This is a genomic window from Arthrobacter sp. 49Tsu3.1M3 (genome assembly GCF_900168135.1).
Taxonomy (GTDB): Bacteria; Actinomycetota; Actinomycetes; order Actinomycetales; family Micrococcaceae; genus Arthrobacter.
Genome location: NZ_FUZD01000001.1, coordinates 1 through 17,137, shown reverse-complemented (window position 1 = coordinate 17,137; position 17,137 = coordinate 1). Strand labels below are relative to the sequence as shown.

Annotated in this window: 20 protein-coding genes; 9 read left to right on the top strand and 11 right to left on the bottom strand. The window is 65.0% G+C overall.

The annotated features are described in order from the left end of the window. Window positions 1-56: 56 nt before the first annotated feature. The 4 genes from B5X90_RS00095 to B5X90_RS00080 form a co-directional block, all read right to left on the bottom strand. Window positions 57-503, bottom strand: coding sequence for a cupredoxin domain-containing protein (locus tag B5X90_RS00095; RefSeq protein ID WP_079549509.1), 447 nt, complete (start codon window positions 501-503; stop codon window positions 57-59). 115 nt (window positions 504-618) lie between these two features. Continuing rightward, window positions 619-1,380, bottom strand: a complete 762-nt coding sequence (locus tag B5X90_RS00090; RefSeq protein ID WP_079549508.1) for a MerR family transcriptional regulator — start codon at window positions 1,378-1,380, stop codon at window positions 619-621. Between the two features lie 92 nt (window positions 1,381-1,472). After that, on the bottom strand, window positions 1,473-2,663 hold the full coding sequence (locus B5X90_RS00085) for a Fic family protein (RefSeq protein WP_079549507.1): 1,191 nt from the start codon (window positions 2,661-2,663) through the stop codon (window positions 1,473-1,475). A gap of 122 nt (window positions 2,664-2,785) precedes the next feature. Next, entirely contained in the window at window positions 2,786-3,175 is a 390-nt protein-coding gene (locus B5X90_RS00080) for a VOC family protein (RefSeq protein ID WP_079549506.1), read from the bottom strand. 110 nt (window positions 3,176-3,285) lie between these two features. On the opposite strand from B5X90_RS00080, the gene B5X90_RS00075 reads away from it, so the two are divergent. Both B5X90_RS00075 and B5X90_RS00070 read left to right on the top strand, forming a co-directional pair. Continuing rightward, window positions 3,286-4,587 carry a DJ-1/PfpI family protein gene (locus B5X90_RS00075; protein WP_079549505.1) on the top strand — a complete coding sequence of 434 codons (1,302 nt, stop codon included), beginning with the start codon at window positions 3,286-3,288 and terminating at the stop codon, window positions 4,585-4,587. Between the two features lie 106 nt (window positions 4,588-4,693). Further along, window positions 4,694-5,155: a hypothetical protein gene (locus tag B5X90_RS00070; RefSeq protein WP_256859972.1), complete on the top strand. Its 462-nt coding sequence runs from the start codon at window positions 4,694-4,696 to the stop codon at window positions 5,153-5,155. Window positions 5,156-5,607: 452 nt separating this feature from the next. Here the strand turns inward: B5X90_RS00070 and B5X90_RS00065 are convergent, their stop codons facing one another. The 3 genes from B5X90_RS00065 to B5X90_RS00060 form a co-directional block, all read right to left on the bottom strand. Beyond that, on the bottom strand, window positions 5,608-6,000 hold the full coding sequence (locus B5X90_RS00065; RefSeq protein WP_079549504.1) for an SHOCT domain-containing protein: 393 nt from the start codon (window positions 5,998-6,000) through the stop codon (window positions 5,608-5,610). Between the two features lie 169 nt (window positions 6,001-6,169). Then, window positions 6,170-6,325 (bottom strand): hypothetical protein, encoded by a 156-nt coding sequence (locus B5X90_RS21135; protein WP_179128987.1) that lies wholly within the window; start codon window positions 6,323-6,325, stop codon window positions 6,170-6,172. A 93-nt stretch (window positions 6,326-6,418) separates the two neighbouring features. Further along, window positions 6,419-6,895 carry a VOC family protein gene (locus B5X90_RS00060; RefSeq protein WP_143264602.1) on the bottom strand — a complete coding sequence of 159 codons (477 nt, stop codon included), beginning with the start codon at window positions 6,893-6,895 and terminating at the stop codon, window positions 6,419-6,421. 139 nt (window positions 6,896-7,034) lie between these two features. On the opposite strand from B5X90_RS00060, the gene B5X90_RS00055 reads away from it, so the two are divergent. Both B5X90_RS00055 and B5X90_RS00050 read left to right on the top strand, forming a co-directional pair. Beyond that, window positions 7,035-7,478 (top strand): DUF3054 domain-containing protein, encoded by a 444-nt coding sequence (locus B5X90_RS00055; RefSeq protein WP_079549502.1) that lies wholly within the window; start codon window positions 7,035-7,037, stop codon window positions 7,476-7,478. 88 nt (window positions 7,479-7,566) lie between these two features. Continuing rightward, on the top strand, window positions 7,567-7,848 hold the full coding sequence (locus B5X90_RS00050) for an Lrp/AsnC family transcriptional regulator (RefSeq protein WP_018773069.1): 282 nt from the start codon (window positions 7,567-7,569) through the stop codon (window positions 7,846-7,848). 72 nt (window positions 7,849-7,920) lie between these two features. On the opposite strand, the gene trpD is transcribed toward B5X90_RS00050, so the two are convergent. Beyond that, the gene (gene trpD / locus B5X90_RS00045; RefSeq protein WP_079549501.1) at window positions 7,921-8,982 is read right to left on the bottom strand and encodes an anthranilate phosphoribosyltransferase; all 1,062 of its coding nucleotides are present in this window, start codon (window positions 8,980-8,982) and stop codon (window positions 7,921-7,923) included. A gap of 112 nt (window positions 8,983-9,094) precedes the next feature. Between trpD and B5X90_RS00040 the strand changes: the two genes are divergently transcribed. The 4 genes from B5X90_RS00040 to B5X90_RS00025 all read left to right on the top strand — a co-directional run bounded on the left by B5X90_RS00040 (window position 9,095) and on the right by B5X90_RS00025 (window position 13,469). Then, window positions 9,095-9,769, top strand: coding sequence for an aa3-type cytochrome oxidase subunit III (locus tag B5X90_RS00040; RefSeq protein ID WP_256859971.1), 675 nt, complete (start codon window positions 9,095-9,097; stop codon window positions 9,767-9,769). A gap of 86 nt (window positions 9,770-9,855) precedes the next feature. Continuing rightward, a complete protein-coding gene (locus tag B5X90_RS00035) occupies window positions 9,856-10,644 on the top strand; it encodes a cytochrome bc1 complex diheme cytochrome c subunit (RefSeq protein ID WP_079549499.1) in 789 nt (262 codons plus the stop codon). Between the two features lie 100 nt (window positions 10,645-10,744). Further along, window positions 10,745-11,815, top strand: a complete 1,071-nt coding sequence (locus B5X90_RS00030; RefSeq protein WP_079549498.1) for a cytochrome bc1 complex Rieske iron-sulfur subunit — start codon at window positions 10,745-10,747, stop codon at window positions 11,813-11,815. Next, window positions 11,793-13,469 (top strand): cytochrome bc1 complex cytochrome b subunit, encoded by a 1,677-nt coding sequence (locus B5X90_RS00025; RefSeq protein ID WP_079549497.1) that lies wholly within the window; start codon window positions 11,793-11,795, stop codon window positions 13,467-13,469. The genes B5X90_RS00030 and B5X90_RS00025 overlap by 23 nt, the downstream gene beginning before the upstream one ends. 151 nt (window positions 13,470-13,620) lie before the next feature. Here the strand turns inward: B5X90_RS00025 and B5X90_RS00020 are convergent, their stop codons facing one another. Further along, window positions 13,621-14,388, bottom strand: coding sequence for a GntR family transcriptional regulator (locus B5X90_RS00020; RefSeq protein ID WP_079549496.1), 768 nt, complete (start codon window positions 14,386-14,388; stop codon window positions 13,621-13,623). 296 nt (window positions 14,389-14,684) lie between these two features. Here B5X90_RS00020 and B5X90_RS00015 point away from each other — a divergent pair, with 296 nt between their 5' ends. Further along, window positions 14,685-14,978, top strand: a complete 294-nt coding sequence (locus B5X90_RS00015; RefSeq protein WP_028276727.1) for an HPr family phosphocarrier protein — start codon at window positions 14,685-14,687, stop codon at window positions 14,976-14,978. Window positions 14,979-15,173: 195 nt separating this feature from the next. Here B5X90_RS00015 and B5X90_RS00010 read toward each other — a convergent pair whose 3' ends face one another. Then, the gene (locus B5X90_RS00010) at window positions 15,174-15,575 is read right to left on the bottom strand and encodes a cytochrome c oxidase subunit 4 (protein WP_018773077.1); all 402 of its coding nucleotides are present in this window, start codon (window positions 15,573-15,575) and stop codon (window positions 15,174-15,176) included. Beyond that, the coding region (locus B5X90_RS00005; RefSeq protein WP_079549495.1) for an aa3-type cytochrome oxidase subunit I at window positions 15,572-17,137 on the bottom strand (1,566 nt) is incomplete at its 5' end. The genes B5X90_RS00005 and B5X90_RS00010, both read right to left, overlap by 4 nt.

Here is a 17,137-nt window from a genome sequence, read left to right as displayed (position 1 = left end):
CGGCACCTTTCTCGTTCGAGATCGTCGAGGACGCGCGCCGGCCCGCGGCGTCGCGCTCATTTGACCGTCAGTGAGCCGTGCATGTTGGGGTGGTAGGTGCAGTGAAAGGCGTAAGTCCCCGGTTCGGAAGGTGCCTTGAATGTGGCTGTACCGCCGTTCTCCTTGACCTCGACGTCAAAGAGGGTCGCATTCTGGTCTGCGGTTACCGTGTGCTCCGCGGTGTCCATGTTGATCACCTTCACCTCCGCGCCGGGAGCCACAGCACCCGGGATCTCGTAGGCGAAGTTGCTGATCGTGATCGTGGCGGCGGCGGCGTTTGCCGTCCCGCTTCCCTGCCCTGAAGTGGAGCCGGCGGGGGCAGACGGTTCCATCGACATGCTGGGAGAGGCCCCGGCGCTCGTGGCCGGGGCCGACGTCTGCGTTCCGCCGCCTCCGGCACAGCCGCTCAGCCCGACCAGTACCGTTGCCAACACAAGTGCAGTCCGTGTCTTGTTGCTCGTCATGATGTGCCGTCCTCGACGCTGGAGGGGGCTGCGGAATCAGCCCGGCTTCCTTCCATTCTGCATCCGCCACCATCAAAAAGCACCGCTGAAAGGCTCCGACAGAGAGCACGCACCATCAGGGCTGTGTCCTGGCCTTTTGCAGGTAGGCCACGAGTCCGGCCAGTTGCTCCGGCGTCCAGGGCAGATCGGCGCTGAGGGCAGTCTTATTGTCCTGCCACATGGAACGGGCAGCGGCTTTGGTCTCTTCGCCTCGGTGGAACATGGATCCGATTTCGTCCCATACCCTGGCCCATTCCCGAATGGACGGATCAGTTACCGGTGTCCCGTTTTCGACGTGCCTGAGACCCTCCTCGACCAATGCGGCCCACCGGACTTTGGCGGCGTCGATGCTGTCACTGCCAAGTTCGGCCCTGCGGCCGGCCAGTTCCTGGCGCTGTTCTGGTGTGAAGTAGTTTTCGAGCATGGTGATCATCTCCAAAGTTGCCATGAACTGTTCCGGCGCCGGCATGGCGGCCCCGTCGATGCGTGAAAGCAGGTCGCGTATCCGGTCCTGGACCGCCTGGACCTGCTCGGCATGCTGGCGAAGGTGCAGCAATTGCCGTTCCAGGAGCGCGCGCAGCGAGCCCATGTCATCGGCGGGGGTTCCCAGTACGGCGCCGATTTCGGCCAGCGGGAGACCGAGCATCTGCAGCGACCGGATCCGGTACAGCCGCCGGACGTCTTCCTCGGTGTAGCGGCGGTGGCCGGAAGCCGTCCGCTGGCCTGCCGACAGCAACCCAATCTCGTCGTAGTGATGGAGCGCCCTGACCGTGACGCCATACGCTTTGGCAAGTTCGCCGATGCTCCATTGACTTGCGGCACCGCTCGTCTCTGTCATAAGAACAACCGTAGATCCTCACCCCGCGTGAGGATCAAGACCCTCCGCCGGGCCAGGGGGCCGTCCGCCGGCGCCGGTTCCGTCCCAACCGGTCAGCCAGCCTTCCCGACGTCGGCCAGCCGGTTGTTGAGCCGGTCCACCTCGTCGAGGACTTCGGTAGCCGCCCAGGCACGGCTGCGCTTGGACTGGGTGACCGGAGTGATGACTCCGGCATTGGTGAGCCGCTGCAGCGCGGCGTACACGGAACTTTCGGCGACGCCGGCAATGTGGGCAGCGCTGTGGGCCTCGAACACGGGCCGCTCCAGCAGCCACGGAATGATCTTCTCGTCCGCGGATCCTCTGCGCGGCCTGGCCAGCTCCAGCCATATCGCCGGCAGCTCATCGAGGGCGGCGACCGATTCCCGGGCGGCATCCGAGGCGCGGACAGCGGAACGGGCCAGGTAGAGCACGAACGGATCGGCATCACCGGAGCGATAGTTGTTGACGAGGCTGAAATAGGTGTCGACATCGGCGACCATCGCCGACGCGATCGGGGTGACGGTGTTCCTGGTGAGCCCTCGACGCCGGGAAATCGCCCCGATGAGTGCCCTCCCGATCCAGCCGTTGCCGTCGGTGAACGGGTGGATGGACTCGAAGTGGGCATGCGCGATAGCCGCCTGCGCCATGATCGGCACGTCGCGGCGGTTGCAGAACACCAGAAGGTCTTCCATCAGGTCCGGCACGAGCTCCGGCGGGGGCGGGACGTGGATGGCGCCGCGCGGTGAATGGTCACTGCCGCCGATCCAGTTCTGGACCTCCCTGAACCGGCCAGCGTGTGGGCCGTCCATCGGGTCGTCCTTCATGAGCGTGTGATGGGCAGCCAGCATTGCTTCCAGCCGGATCTCGCCGGTCCGGCCGGCGTCGTCGATCATCCCTTGTACGGCGTCGGCGGCAGCCACCATGGAGCGGGCGCCGTCACTGGCCTTGAGCCCGATCATAGCCCGGGCGTAGTCGTCGCGGTTGGCGTTGACGTGTTCGATTTTGGACGAGGAGACCGCCTCGCTGCGGAGCAGGAACCCGCTAATGGCGGCCATCCGCGTGCCGGCGGTGACGTCCAAGGACGCGATGGCGACGGCGGCCTCTTCCAGGGCGACGATGGTCTCACGCCCCGGATCGAACCAGCTCCCGGCGATCAGGGGCGGCAGCGAGACCACGACTTCGGTGAATTCCCGGTCTTCGCGTGGCGGCCGGCCGGACGACTTCCACGGCATCGTCTTGCTGTCGTGTGCGGGCCAGCGGGTCATGGATCCTCCGGAAGTCTAAATAGTCACCTAACTATTTAGATTTTAGGCACTAAACATGAATAACACATCGCGTGCTTAGGAGAACCTGCCTGGACGGGGCGTGCTGCCCCGATCGTCCGGCCCTAGGAACCGGCTTCTTTCACGGCCGGCCGCGTGGCTTCCTGTAGGACCCAGCGGTTGCCGTCCGGGTCGCTGAAGTAGGCGAAGGCGATTCCACCCATGTCCTGGACTTCGCTGATTTCCGCGCCCCGCCGAAGCAGCTCAGCCCGCGTGGACGCCATATCGGGGACCACCAGTTGCAGGCCCTCCAGGCTGCCCGGCGGCATGCTGGTCATTCCGGTGCCGACGACGATGGAGGCGGCGGAGCCCGGTGGCGTGAGTTGCACGACCCTCATTCCCGGAATGTATTCGACGTCGTGGTCCAGTACGAACCCGAGTCGGTCCGTATAGAACGTCTTGGCCTTGTCCACGTCACTGACGGGTACTTGTACTACCTCGAGGCGCATCTCCATGCGGCTCACAGTACCCCTGTTTCCTGCTGCGCACAGGCAGTGGATCAAAGGCGCGCCCTGCAGTTATTGCCGCTCTCTCGGTTGGCCTGTCCCTCTTAGCTGTGACCGCGATGGCTTTCGCGGGCGCGGTGGTGGCGGACGCCCAAAGTCATGTCCGCCCCGCCGCTCAAGAGCTGACCGATCTGCCCACGAACCGGCCTTCCTCTTCCGGCGCGATAGTTGTCGCCGTAGTCCTGGGAACATCGGGCACCGTGGGAAGTGACGTTCTGGCCCCCTACGAAGTGTTTGCCAGTTCCCCGGATTTTTCGGTCTACACAATCGCAGCGCGGGCCGTGCCCGCCGCCGTTGACGGGGGTCCGGCGATCGTGCCCACGTACACGTTCGAGGACGCCCGTTCGGGCAGGGCGCGGCAGCCTGACCTGGTGGTGGTCCCGGCCGTCGGCGCCCCGGAGGGCGCACAAGAAGCCCCCATGCGGGACTGGACCGCGGCACAAGCGGGGCGCGGCGCCCGCATCCTTGGGGTGTGCAGCGGATCAATGGTCCTGGCCGAAGCCGGTTTGCTGGACGGGCGTAAGGCTACGAGCCACTGGTCCCGCCTGGGTACGCTCCAGCGGAACCATCCCCAGGTCCAATTTATGGGAGGCCTTCGATTCGTTCAGGACGGCAGGATCACCACCACGGCCGGTGTGTCCTCCGGCATCCCCGGCGCCCTGAAAGTCTTGGAGGACCTGGCCGGCGCGGCCGAAGCCGAGCGGGTCGGAAGGCTGATGAATTACCCGGGTTGGACGGTGGCGGCGGCAGCCCAGATACCCGTCCAGTCCTTCGCCACCTCGGATATTCCCGTCGGACTCGACGCCGTCCTCCCCTGGTTCCGGCCGACGATCGCCGTCGGCCTCTTCAACGGGGTAGGTGAAATCGACGTCGCCAGCGCATTTGAGGTTTACAACATGTCATTCGCTGCCCGGACGGTGGCGGTTGCCGCCACGGACACGGTCACCACCAAACACGGTATGGTTCTCCTGACCGTCCCGGAACACGAGGCACCTCCGGTGGACAACATCATTGCCCCTGGCGTGGCTGGAGACGCGGACATTGATCCGCAATTGCGCGGCTGGGCCGCATCCCGCAATATCCCCGTGGATGCTTTTGCTGGCGCTGGCGGGGTGCTCGGGTTCGACGGCGCCATCACGTACCTGGCGCAACACACCGACCGTACAACCGCTGTATCGGCAGCAAAGATGATCGACTGCCCGACGGCGCACCTCAAACTTCCGGCCGGAGACGCTTCTGGCCGGGTTCCCGGACTGATCGCGCTCGGCCTCCTGCTCGCCACTTTGATCGGTTCAATCCCGGCGGTCTTTCGAAGCGCAATCCGGCGCCGTAGGGAAGGGCGCGGATTGCGGGTCCCGTGATTGCACCGTTTTCACGAATATGCTCTCCACAGCCACCACAACACGGCGTGCGTCGCACGGCGCAACACGCGCTGCTGCCTGGGACTCGACAAGGCGATGGATCCAGATGCTGTTGGACCAGCTTTCCGCAATTCTCGCCTGCGCGCTCTTGGCCGGCCTGGCTGTTTTCCAGGTTGCGCTGATCGCGGGAGCACCGCTGGGGAGAATGGCATGGGGCGGGCAACACCGCGTCCTTCCGGCCAAACTCAGAATCGGGAGCGCGGTATCCATACTCCTGTATGCCCTCTTCGCTTATGCGGCACTGGCCAAGGCCGGTTTTGTCCCGGTGCTGGTCAGCGAATCATTTACTGCGATCACCGTGTGGGTGCTGACGGCATACTTCGTGCTCGGAATCCTGATGAACGGGATCTCCCGGAGCAAACCCGAACGCCTCCTCATGACCCCCACCACGATGGCCCTTGCAGCGCTCTACCTGGTCCTGGCACTCCACCGATCCCGTGCAGCAGTTTTAGGAGCGGCAGCCTGGCAGTCCTGGCCGTACGCGCCAAGAACGCCACCATCTCCATGACTCTAGGACCTCATGCATTCCACGACCGGTACAGTCCGGACCATGACCGACACAGGAACACTGCACACCTCGCAAGACTGCCGGGTGCGGTTTTGACGTCGCCGGTTTCGTCGGACGAGGGGCTTCGGCTGGGCGGATGGCGCCTTGGTCCGCGTATGACAGACGTCCTGGCCGCCGTCGCATACACAGGGCCGGCCCTGGCAGCAGCCGTTGCCGGTCCCACGGCCGACGGACTGGCGCTGGTTCTGCCGTTGACGGCGGCAGCGGTTTCCGGCTCTGCATTGTTGTTCCGCCGGCAGGCCCCGATGTCTTCTTTGGCCGCCACGGCCGGCATCATGCTCATCACGTTCCCGCTCGGCGGGGCTTCCGGTGGTTCTGCAGTCGGCCGGAGTTGCTCCGGCCGACCCCGGGATCCAGCTGGCTGTATATCCAGGACGGCCGCAGCGGGGCGGTCAGGCCTGGCTCAGCGCCTTGGCCTTAACGGCGTCGAATTCGCTCTGGGTCAGGGTGCCGGCGTCGAGGAGTTCCTTGGCCTTTGCGATTTCCTGGGAGGGGGACGCCTTGGCCACGGAGCGGATGTATTCCGTTGTTGCGGCTTCGGCCTGCTGGGCACTGCGGGCCTGGCGCTCGGCCATGCTGCGGCCCCGCGCGATCAGGTACACGAGAACCGTGAGGAACGGCACAAAGACCAGGAAGATGATCCACACAGCCTTGAGCCAACCGCTGAGTTCGTGGTCCCGGAAAATATCCGAGATAACTGCAAACAGCGCGAAAAGATACGCGATGAACGCGAATGACCAAAAGAACAGCCAAATGAAGTTCCAGAATTGCTCCACGGGAGCCATCCTTCCGTTCTGAGGAGACCCTGCTGGCATCCTTAAGCGCCAAACTAGCCCCCCGGGCCGTGCGCCGTTAGGACCAAAGGGCCCAAATTCAGCGCGGGAGCGCCACTATGCGGGGTCAGCAGAAGGGACTGTGGAGCAGATGCGGGCTGGCGGCCTGGAAGCGGCGGACCTAAAAGAAGTGCAGCTCACTGGCCGCATCCGGCGAGGGGTGAACCACGGGAGCCTGGCCAAGTTCGAGCAGGATGTCGTTAATGCTCAGCTGGCCGTCCAGCTGCGGCTCCAGCTGCACCGGGACACCTGCCTCCGGAACGGCGTCGCTACTCATGCCACGATCATATGTTCGGACAGTCCCTGGGCCGGGGGGCCACGCCGACCGGGGTCAGGGACGGGCCCCCGGGATCCACGCGGACCAGGTGCGTCATGCGCCGTCGTAGGCCTCCTGGAGGGCGGCGATGTCCAGCTTGCGCATACCGAGCATCGCCTGCATGGCACGCTGGGCACCGTCGGGGTCGGGGCCGGCGATCAGTTGTCCCAGCATGGCCGGCACAACCTGCCACGAGACCCCGTACCGGTCCTTGAGCCAGCCGCACTGGCTTTCCTGGCCGCCGTCGGTCAGGGCCGACCAGTACCGGTCCACTTCTTCCTGCGACGCGCAGTCGATCACAAAAGACACCGCCTCGTTGAAAGTGAAGGCCGGACCCCCGTTCAATGCCGTGAAGGTGCGCCCGTCAAGCTGGAACTGAACGGTGATGGCCTGGCCGGCGGGCCCGGGACCGCCGTCGCCATACCGCGAAACATCGAGGATTTTGCCGCCGTCGAAGATGGAGACGTAGTACTCGGCGGCTTCCTCGGCCTGGCTGTCGAACCACAGGCAGGTGGTGATCTTTTCGCTCACAGCGCTCCCCTTGCGTTTGCCGTGCCGCCGGCAGGCTCCGGCGGCGATCAGCGGCATGGGGCCGAGCCTAGCCCGGAGGTGACTTCAGACACAACGGTCCCCGCCCGGAGCCCATCCTGACGGGACTAGGCTTGGATGTATGCCTTCTCCAACCCCCAGACTCCCCCGCCCGTCCGCCCAGGACGCTCCCCATTCCGGCCTCCGGCCCGCGCAGACAGCAGCCCTCGCAGCATGCGCGGATGCACTCCTGATTCTGCTCTTCGCGGCGATCGGGCGCGACGCGCACCAGCGCGGGGAAATCATCACGGGCGTCTTTGCGACGGCGTGGCCGTTCCTCGTGGGCGCGGCACTGGCATGGCTGGTCCTGCGGCTGTGGCATGACCCGTTGCGGGTGTGGCCCGCCGGCGTCGCTGTCTGGCTGGGAACCGTCGGCGTCGGGATGATCCTGCGGGCCCTCACCGGGCAGACGGTGGTGCTGCCCTTCATCATCGTGGCCCTGCTGAGCCTGGCCGTTTTCCTCCTGGGTTACCGCCTTGTGGTCGCAGGCGTTCGGCGGCTGCGTTCACGCCGCCGCCAGGCCTAATGCACTAGGCTTGCCGAAGATGGCAGCGCCCGCGCAAGGGCCGCCGACAGGCCCGCAAACGGCGCAACCGATCCGGAAAGGTTCACACGTGGTCACCGCATTCGTCCTGATCAAGACAAACGCTTCACGCATCCCGGAGACCGCCGAGGAAATCTCCGCCATCCCGGGCATCAGCGAGGTCTATTCCGTAACGGGCGAGTGGGACCTGATCGCCATCGCCCGGGTCGCCAAGCACGAGGACCTGGCGGACGTCATCGCGGACAAGCTCTCGAAGGTTCCCGGCGTCGCGCACACCACTACGCAGATCGCGTTCCGCGCCTATTCCCAGCACGACCTCGATGCAGCCTTTGCCCTCGGATTCGAGCAGTAGCGAACAACCGAAGCACCAGCAGCAAAACAGGACGGGCCCGGCAGAATCTGCCGGGCCCGTCCTGTTTGCTCTTTAGGCGGTCTGCGACAGGGCGACCCACTTGTCCAGCACCGCGGCCGCGGCTCCGGATTCAACGGACTGCTCGGCGCGGTTGAACGCGGCGGCCATGCGCTCCGCCAGCGGACCCACGGCGTCGAGGTCGAACGCCACCAGCCCGGCCGCGGCGTTCAGCAGCGCCGCATCGCGGGCCGGCCCCGGCGCCCCGCCGAGGACGGCCCGGACGACGGCGGCATTGGCCACCGCGTCCCCGCCGCGCAGTTCCTCCAGCGTGGCCGTCCGGATGCCGAGATCGCGCGGATCAAACATCTCTTCAGTTACCTCTCCGTTGCGGATCTCCCACACCCGCGACGGTCCGGTGGTGGTGAGCTCGTCCAGGCCGTCATTGCCGCGGAAAACCAGGCCGCGGCTGCCTCGCTTGGCCAGCACCCCGGCCACCAGCGGGGCCATCTGCTCATTGGCGACTCCCACCGCCGACGCCTGGACATGTGCCGGGTTGATCATGGGGCCCAGGAAGTTAAAGGCCGTTGGAACGCCGAGTTCGCGGCGGGCGACGGCGGCATGCCGCATGGAGGGGTGGAAAACCTGGGCGAAGCAAAACGTGATTCCCGCCTCTTCGGCGTTGAGTGCCACGCGGGGAATGGGAAGATCCAGCCGGACGCCGAGGGCCTCCAGGACATCGGCCGATCCTGACGAGGACGACGACGCACGGTTGCCGTGCTTGACCACCCTGGCCCCCGCTCCGGCGGCGATGAGGGCGGCCATCGTGGAGATGTTGACGGTGTTCTGCTGGTCCCCACCAGTGCCGACGATGTCCAGCTTCTCACCGGCAATGTCAATGGGGTTGGCGTTGGCGATCATCGCCTCCACCAGGCCGGCAAGCTCATCCACGGTCTCGCCCTTGGATCGCAGCGCCACCAGGAATCCCGCCACCTGGGCCGGCGTCGCCTCACCGGACATGATGGAGTTCATGGCCCACTCAGTGCTCCCGGCCGTCAGGTCGGCGCCGCTGATGAGGGCGTTGATGAGCCGCGGCCAGGTGTTGCCTGCCGCCTGTGCAGATGCCTGTGAAGTCACCTCCCGATGCTATCGAGGTCGGCCCCGCAAAGACCAATGTGAACCCCGCCGGGAACTTTTCCGCGCGAATTCGCGTCTTTGTAGAAAAAGTCCTCCGAAAACGCGGTTTGCGTTGGGCAGGACGGAGTTTTATAGACATAATGTCTATGTGACATCTGCGACCCATGCCCCCAGTACCCCGGCGCACCCGACGCTGAACCGCCCGAACATGGTTTCTGTAGGAACCGTTGTGTGGCTGTCCAGTGAGTTGATGTTCTTCGCCGGTCTCTTCGCCATGTACTTCACACTCCGTTCGACTTCCGGACTGATGTGGGCCGAAGAGACAGCCAAGCTCAACTTCCCGTTTGCGCTCGTTAATACGATCGTCCTCGTGGCAAGTTCCTTTACTTGCCAGATGGGCGTCTTCGCTGCCGAACGGCTCCAGCCGCGCCGGACCGGCGGACGCTTCAGCTTCACCCAGTGGGGGATGAACGGATGGTTCATCCTGACGTTCCTCATGGGTGCCTTCTTCGTCGCCGGCCAGACGACCGAGTACGCCATGCTCGTTTCCGAGAATGTAACGCTGGCCACCAACGCCTACGGTTCAGCCTTCTACATCACGACGGGCTTCCACGGCCTGCACGTCATCGGCGGCCTGATTGCCTTCCTGCTCATCATGGGCCGCTCCTTCGCCGCGAAGAAGTTCGGACACTTTGAAGCAACTTCGGCGATTGTCACCTCGTACTACTGGCACTTCGTGGACGTCGTCTGGATTGGCCTCTTCCTGGTCATCTACGTCCTCAAGTAGTCAGACTTGACTCTTTTTCTACAAGAGGCAGAATTTCAAGAAGCGGCTCCCGGAGCCACCGCAGGATCGAATAAAGGAACCACCACGTGAAGGCACTCTCGCAGAAGCGACGTCACCCACTGGCAGCAATTGCACTGCTGCTGATGGGCCTCTTGGTCACGGGTGGGCTGTACGCCGTTGCCACCACCGTCAACCAGGCCAAGGCCGACACCACCACCTACAGCGCGAGCGACGTAGAGGAAGGCGGCAAGCTCTTTGCCGCCAACTGCGCCACCTGCCACGGCATGGGTGCCAGCGGGTCGCAGGCCGGACCGTCCCTCGTGGGCGTCGGCGCCGCCGCTGTTGACTTCCAGGTCGGCACCGGCCGCATGCCCATGCAGATGAACGGCCCGCAGGCCTACAAGAAGCCCGCCCAGTTCAACGAGGAACAGACCAAGCAGCTGGCTGCTTATGTTGCTTCCCTCGGCCCCGGCCCGGCCATCCCCGAGGCAGGTGTGCTCGATGAAAAGGGCGACGCCGCCAACGGTGGAGAGCTGTTCCGCACCAACTGCGCCATGTGCCACAACGCTGCCGCTGCCGGCGGCGCACTGACCCGGGGCAAGTTTGCCCCGGCCCTGGCCGGAGTCTCCGGTCAGCACATCTACGAGGCCATGGTCACCGGCCCGCAGAACATGCCGGTCTTCAGTGACGCGAACATCTCCCCGGAGGGCAAGCGCGACATCATCACCTTCCTGAAGCAGATTGAGGCCAACGGTTCACCCGGCGGCGCCGATCTTGGGGCGTTGGGGCCGGTTTCCGAAGGTCTCTTTGTCTGGATTGCCGGGCTGGGCGTCATCATCGCGTTCACCATCTGGCTCACGTCCCGCACGTCCTAAGCGGACCTTGCACCTGTAAGAATTTTCTGCTGACCCGTCAGCAGTTTGAATTGAAACCTAACTCGGCACTCGCCGAGACGAGAGAAGGATGAGGCGAATTATGGGCAACCATAGTGACGGCGGTCCGAACGACTCGGGCACCGTAGCTACGGCTGGTCAGAATGAGGTGGAGAAATTCCAGGATCCTGGAATTCCCCCGCACCGTTTGCGCCTGGCTGACACGGACCCGAAGGCCGCAAAAAAGGCAGAACGGCAGGTAGCCCTTCTGTTCGGCATCTCGGTCGTTGGCACCTTGATATTCCTGGTGGCGTACTTTGCGATCGATCTGGGGCAGGACTCCGCGATCGCGACGATCCGCCTCCAGAATGCACTGCTGGGCATCGGCACCGCATTCGCGATGCTGGGCATCGGCACCGGTATCGTCCACTGGGCCAAGGCCCTCATGCCGGACCACGAGGTCTCGGAAGAGCGCCACGCGATCCGCACCGAGGAAGACCGCCAGGCTGCCGTCCGCATCGTCGATGACATCGTCGAGGAAACCGGCATCAAGCGCCGGCCGCTGATCCGCAACACCCTGCTCGGCGCCGTCGCCCTCGCCCCCCTGCCTGCTCTGGCCATTTTCGGTGACCTCGGTCCCCGGCCGGACGACAAGCTGGCCCACACCATGTGGGCACCGGAGAACGGCAAGCTCAAGCGGGTCACCCGCGACCCCGATGGCACCCCCATCAAGGCCTCGGACGTCACTTTGGGTTCGGCGTTCCACGCCATCCCCGAAGGCCTGAACGAACTGAGCGAAGGCAAGCTGAACGAGAAGGCCAAGTCGGTCGTTCTGCTCATGCGCCTGGATCCCGCACTGCTCAACCCCTCCCCCGGGCGCGAAGACTGGGCCTACAACGGAATCGTTGCATACTCCAAGATCTGCACCCACGTTGGCTGCCCTGTTGCCCTTTACGAACAGCAGACGCACCACCTGCTGTGCCCGTGCCACCAGTCAACCTTCGACCTGACCCAGCAGTGCAAGGTTATCTTCGGCCCCGCCAGCCGCCCCCTCCCACAGCTGCCGATTTCCGTCGACTCTGAGGGTTACCTCGTCGCCACGAGCGACTTCCATGAACCTGTTGGACCGAGCTACTGGGAGCGTGAGCAGCATGTCCTCATCCCTAACTCCTGATGCCCCCGTCTTCGTCGCCAAGACCAAGGGCGGCCGCATCACCGACTTCGTCGACCAGCGTGTTGGCGGATCCGGAATCCTCCGCGAATTCGGCCGGAAGGTCTTCCCGGACCACTGGTCATTCATGTTCGGCGAAGTGGCGCTCTACTCCTTCGTCATCCTGCTGCTCTCGGGCACGTTCCTGACGTTCTTCTTCGATCCGTCCATGGCGGAAACCCATTACGCGGGCTCGTACACGCCGCTGAAGAACGTAGAAATGTCCGTGGCGTACAGCTCCTCCCTGAACATCTCCTTCGATGTCCGCGGCGGCTTGTTCATGCGCCAGGTGCACCACTGGTCAGCCCTGCTGTTTGTCGCCTCGGTGTCCGTGCACATGCTCCGCGTGTTCTTCACCGGCGCATTCCGCAAGCCCCGCGAACTGAACTGGGTGGTGGGCAGCGTGCTGCTCATCCTCTCCATGGCCGCAGGCTTCACCGGCTACTCACTCCCCGATGACCTGCTCTCCGGCAACGGCCTGCGCATCATCGACGGCGTCATCAAGTCCATCCCGGTCATCGGCACCTACACCTCGTTCTTCCTCTTCGGCGGCGAGTTCCCGGGCACCATGATCATCAGCCGCCTGTACATGCTCCACATCCTCCTGGTTCCCGCGCTCATCCTGCTGATGATCGTCATGCACCTCTTCATGGTGGTTGTGCACAAGCACACGCAGTACCCCGGCCCCGGCCGGAACGACGGCAACGTCGTCGGCTACCCCCTGGGACCGGTATACGCGGCGAAGGCCGGCGGCTTCTTCTTCATCGTGTTCGGTGTCGTTGCCGTCATGGCGGCGTTCTTCACCATCAACCCGATCTGGAACTACGGCCCGTACGACCCCTCCCCGGTTTCTGCTGGTACCCAGCCTGACTGGTACATCGGCTTCGTTGACGGCGCCCTGCGCCTGATGCCTGGCACGGTCGGTGACTGGAAGGTCGAGCAGATCTGGTTCGGCCACATGTTCACGTTCAACGTGCTGCTGCCGGCGCTTGTCCCGGCGGGCATCCTCTTCACGGTCATGTTCACCTACCCGTGGATTGAACGCTGGATCACCAAGGACAACCGCGAGCACCACGTCCTGGACCGCCCCCGCAACGCTCCTACCCGTACGGCAATCGGCATGGCCGGTTTCGTCTGGTACTGCGTGATGTGGGCAGCGGCCGGCTCAGACCTCATCGCCACCCACTTCCACGTGGCCCTGAACGATGTCACCTACTGGCTGCGCGCACTGTTCTTCATCGGCCCGGTCATCGCGTTCATCGTCACCAAGCGAGTTGCCCTGGCGCTCCAGCGCAAGGACCGCGAGATTGCCTTGCACGGCCGTGAAACCGGCCGCATCGTGCGCCTGCCGCACGGCGAGTTCATCGAGGTCCACGCCCCGCTGGATGAATACAAGCGCTACAAGCTGGTCGGCTTCGAGTCACCTGCCCCGCTGCCCGCGGTGCCGAACGAGCACGGCGTCGTTGACCGCAAGGAAAAGCGCCGCGCGAAGCTGTCCCGCTGGTTCTTCGAGGACCGGGTTGCCCCGGCCACTCCGGCAGAGCTGGAGGCCGCACACGGCCACCACGGCGCCCACGAAGCGATCGAAACCGCTGCGTCGAAGTCGCTGAGCCACTAGGCGGCACTAAGCACCACACAGGAAGGCCCGGTCCCCTTGGGGACCGGGCCTTCCTGTTTCGCCGGAAACACGGAAACAACAACAACGCGGGGTCACTTCGCGCCCCTAACCCCCCTCGGGATGGGCGCGAAGTGACCCCGCGTTGTTGGTGCTACGGGCGGTACCCCGAGGCGTAGTTCCGGGTGGGCCGGACGCCGGGGCGCTGCAGGGGCACCCAGAGCTTGTAGCGGTCAGCCCGGTAGTAGGACACGGAGTAGTCCACCATGGCGCGGGCCACGAACGCGTGGCGCTGGATCTTCAACAGCGGGGTTCCGACCTCGACGTTCAGGAGACGGGCCGTGGACGGCGACGCGGCCGTCGCCTCGATCATGTCCTCGCCCCATTCCATCACCAGCCCGTAGCGTTCGCTCAGCACGTTGTAGAGGGATGTGGGCGGTTCGCCGTCCAGCAGGCCGGGGACCCGGTGGGCCGGGATGAAGTTTTCGTCCACGCTCATCGGTTCGTTGTCGGCCAGCAGGAGGCGCCGGAACCGGACCAGGGGCGTCCCCTCCTCCAACTGCAGTTCACGGGCCAGGAACGCGCTGGCGCCAATCTGCTCGAAGCTCAGGACCTTGGCGGCCGGGACCATGCCGCGGCGCTGCATCTCTTCGCTGTAGGAGGTCAGCTTTACCTGGAGATCCAGTTTGGGTTTGCGCACAAACGTGCCCAGGCCCACGACGCGTTCAATCACTTCCTCACCCACGAGGGCATCGATGGCCTGGCGCACGGTCATCCGGGCGAGGCCGAAGCGCTGGGCGAGGTCCCGTTCGGAGGGCAGCGCAGATCCGGGCGGGCAGGCGGCGGCGATGTGCGCCCGGAGGATTTCGCGCAACTGCACGTAGATCGGCACCCCGCACTGACGGTCGATCTCGCCAATCATCTTGGACGCGTTAGTGGACGCCACGGTTCAGCCTCCGGTTGCGGCCCGGCGCGGGAAAAACACTCATATCTCAAGGGTAAGCCCGTAACCTGGCAGGTCTAGACCACGCCGCCGACTCAAGTCGTGCCGGGCACTCCCCCGCAGCTACCCTTGTAGGTGCAGGCCGTGGCCGGGGCAATGCCGCCCGCCCGGCCTGACGGACTGCCTGCCGGACGCCCTCCACCCGGGTCGCCGGCCGCGGGCCAGCCCGTGCAGCAGCAACACGTACAGAACCACACCAGCATGAGGGAGTCCCGTTGCCAGTTCGCAAGGCAATCGTCACCGCCGCCATCGGCCTCCACGCCCGTCCGGCCGCAGTATTCGTCCGGGCGGTCACGGCGACCGGCCTCCCGGTCACCATCAGCAAGGACGGCAGGCCCGGCGTCGACGCCCGCTCGTTGCTCGAGGTCATGACCGAGGACTTCGAGTGCGGCTGTGAGGTGGAGCTGGCCGTCGCTGCGGACGCCCTCCCGGCCTCCTGCAGCCCCGCTGAGGCCGAGGGTGCGCTGGAGGAACTCCGGATCCTCTTGGAATCGGCAGCGGCCGCCTGAGGGCCTCCCGCTCCCATTCGGCGGCCCGCAGTGCTGTCTCGTCCGCCGGGAGGGGCGCTGCGCAGGCGGGCTGGGCGTGCGGGGACGCGCCGCACCCGGCCGGCAGGAACGCAAGAAGCAGGACACAACGACGGCGGGCCCCACCAATGGTGGGGCCCGCCGTCGTGCGTTCTAAACTTTTAGTCCGGGTGGGCGCTAGTGCGCGTGGTCACCGCGGCTGTACTCGTAAACCCAGCCGACCAGTGCGACCACTGCCATGCCGCCGGCGATGAAGACGATCCACCAGCCCACGGCCAGGCCGAGGAACCCGGCGGCGCAGGACAGTCCCAGCATCAGCGGCCACCAGCTCCAGGGGCTGAAGTGTCCCTGCTCGCCGGCGCCTTCATGGATCTCGGCGTCGTTGCGGTCCTCGGGGCGCATGCCCACGCGGCGGCCGGTGAAGCCGAGGTAGGCGCCGATCATGCCGGCGAGGCCGCCAACCAGCAGGATGGCCAGTGCGCCCACCCATTCAGTCCAGTTAGTCAGGTATCCGTAGATGAATGCAACGGGCACGAAGAAGAACACGCCGAAGCCAAAGATCCTTGATTCGATTTTCACTTGGCGGTGTCCTTCTGGTCGGCGTTACCGAGAGCCGATGCTGCCGGAGCAGGCGAATCCACGGTGTAGGACTGGGAGAGCTCCGGGTGGTGCAGGTCCAGGGCAGGACGCTCGGAGCGGATGCGGGGCAGGGAGGTGAAGTTGTGGCGCGGCGGCGGGCAGGACGTGGCCCATTCCAGCGAGGCACCGAAGCCCCACGGGTCATCAACTTCCACACGCTCGTTGCTGCGCCAAGTGATATAGACGTTCCAGAAGAACGGAATCAGCGAGGCGCCAAGGACGAACGATGAGATGGTGGAGAACTGGTTCATCCACGTGAAGTTGTCCTGCGGCATGTAGTCCGCGTAGCGGCGGGGCATGCCCTCGACGCCGAGCCAGTGCTGGATCAGGAAGGTGCCGTGGAAGCCGAGGAACAGCATCCAGAAGTGGATCTTGCCGAGGCGCTCGTTGAGCATCTTGCCGGTCCACTTGGGCCACCAGAAGTAGAACCCGGCGAACATGGCGAACACGACGGTGCCGAAGACCACGTAGTGGAAGTGCGCCACCACGAAGTAGGAGTCCGAGACGTGGAAGTCCAGCGGCGGCGAGGCCAGGATGATGCCGGTGAGGCCGCCGAAGAGGAACGTCGCCAGGAAGCCGATGCTCCACAGCATGGGGGTCTCGAACGTGATGGAACCGCGCCACATGGTGCCGATCCAGTTGAAGAACTTCACGCCGGTCGGAACGGCGATGAGCATCGTCATGAAGGAGAAGAACGGCAGCAGGACCGCGCCGGTGACGTACATGTGGTGGGCCCACACGGTCGCGGACAGGGCGGCGATGGAGATGGTCGCGTAGACCAGGCCCCTGTAGCCGAAGATCGGCTTGCGGCTGAAGACCGGGAAGATCTCGGAGACGATGCCGAAGAACGGCAGCGCGATGATGTAGACCTCGGGGTGGCCGAAGAACCAGAACAGGTGCTGCCAGAGGATGGCACCGCCGTTGTCGGGGTCGAAGATGTGCGCCCCGAAGTTGCGGTCGGCGCCGAGGGCAAACAGCGCCGCGGCCAGCGGCGGGAAGGCCATCAGGACCAGGATGGAGGTCACGAGGGCGTTCCAGGTGAAGATCGGCATCCGCCACATGGTCATGCCCGGGGCGCGCATGCAGATGATGGTGGTGATGAAGTTGACGGCGCCGAGGATGGTGCCGAAGCCGGAGAGCGCCAGGCCGAAGACCCAGAGGTCACCGCCCAGTCCGGGGGTGAATGTGGTGTTGGACAGCGGCGCGTACGCGAACCAGCCGAACGACGCGGCACCCTGCGGGGTGATGAAGCCGGAGACGGCGATCGTGGAGCCGAAGAGGAAGAACCAGAAGGCCAGTGCGTTCAGTCGCGGGAAGGCGACGTCGGGGGCACCGATCTGCAGCGGCATGATGACGTTGGTGAAGCCGGCGAACAGCGGCGTCGCGAACATCAGCAGCATGACGGTGCCGTGCATGGTGAAGAGCTGGTTGTACTGCTCTTTGGTCTGCAGGATCTGCATGCCGGGCTCGAAGAGCTCGGCACGGATCAGCAGCGCCATGAT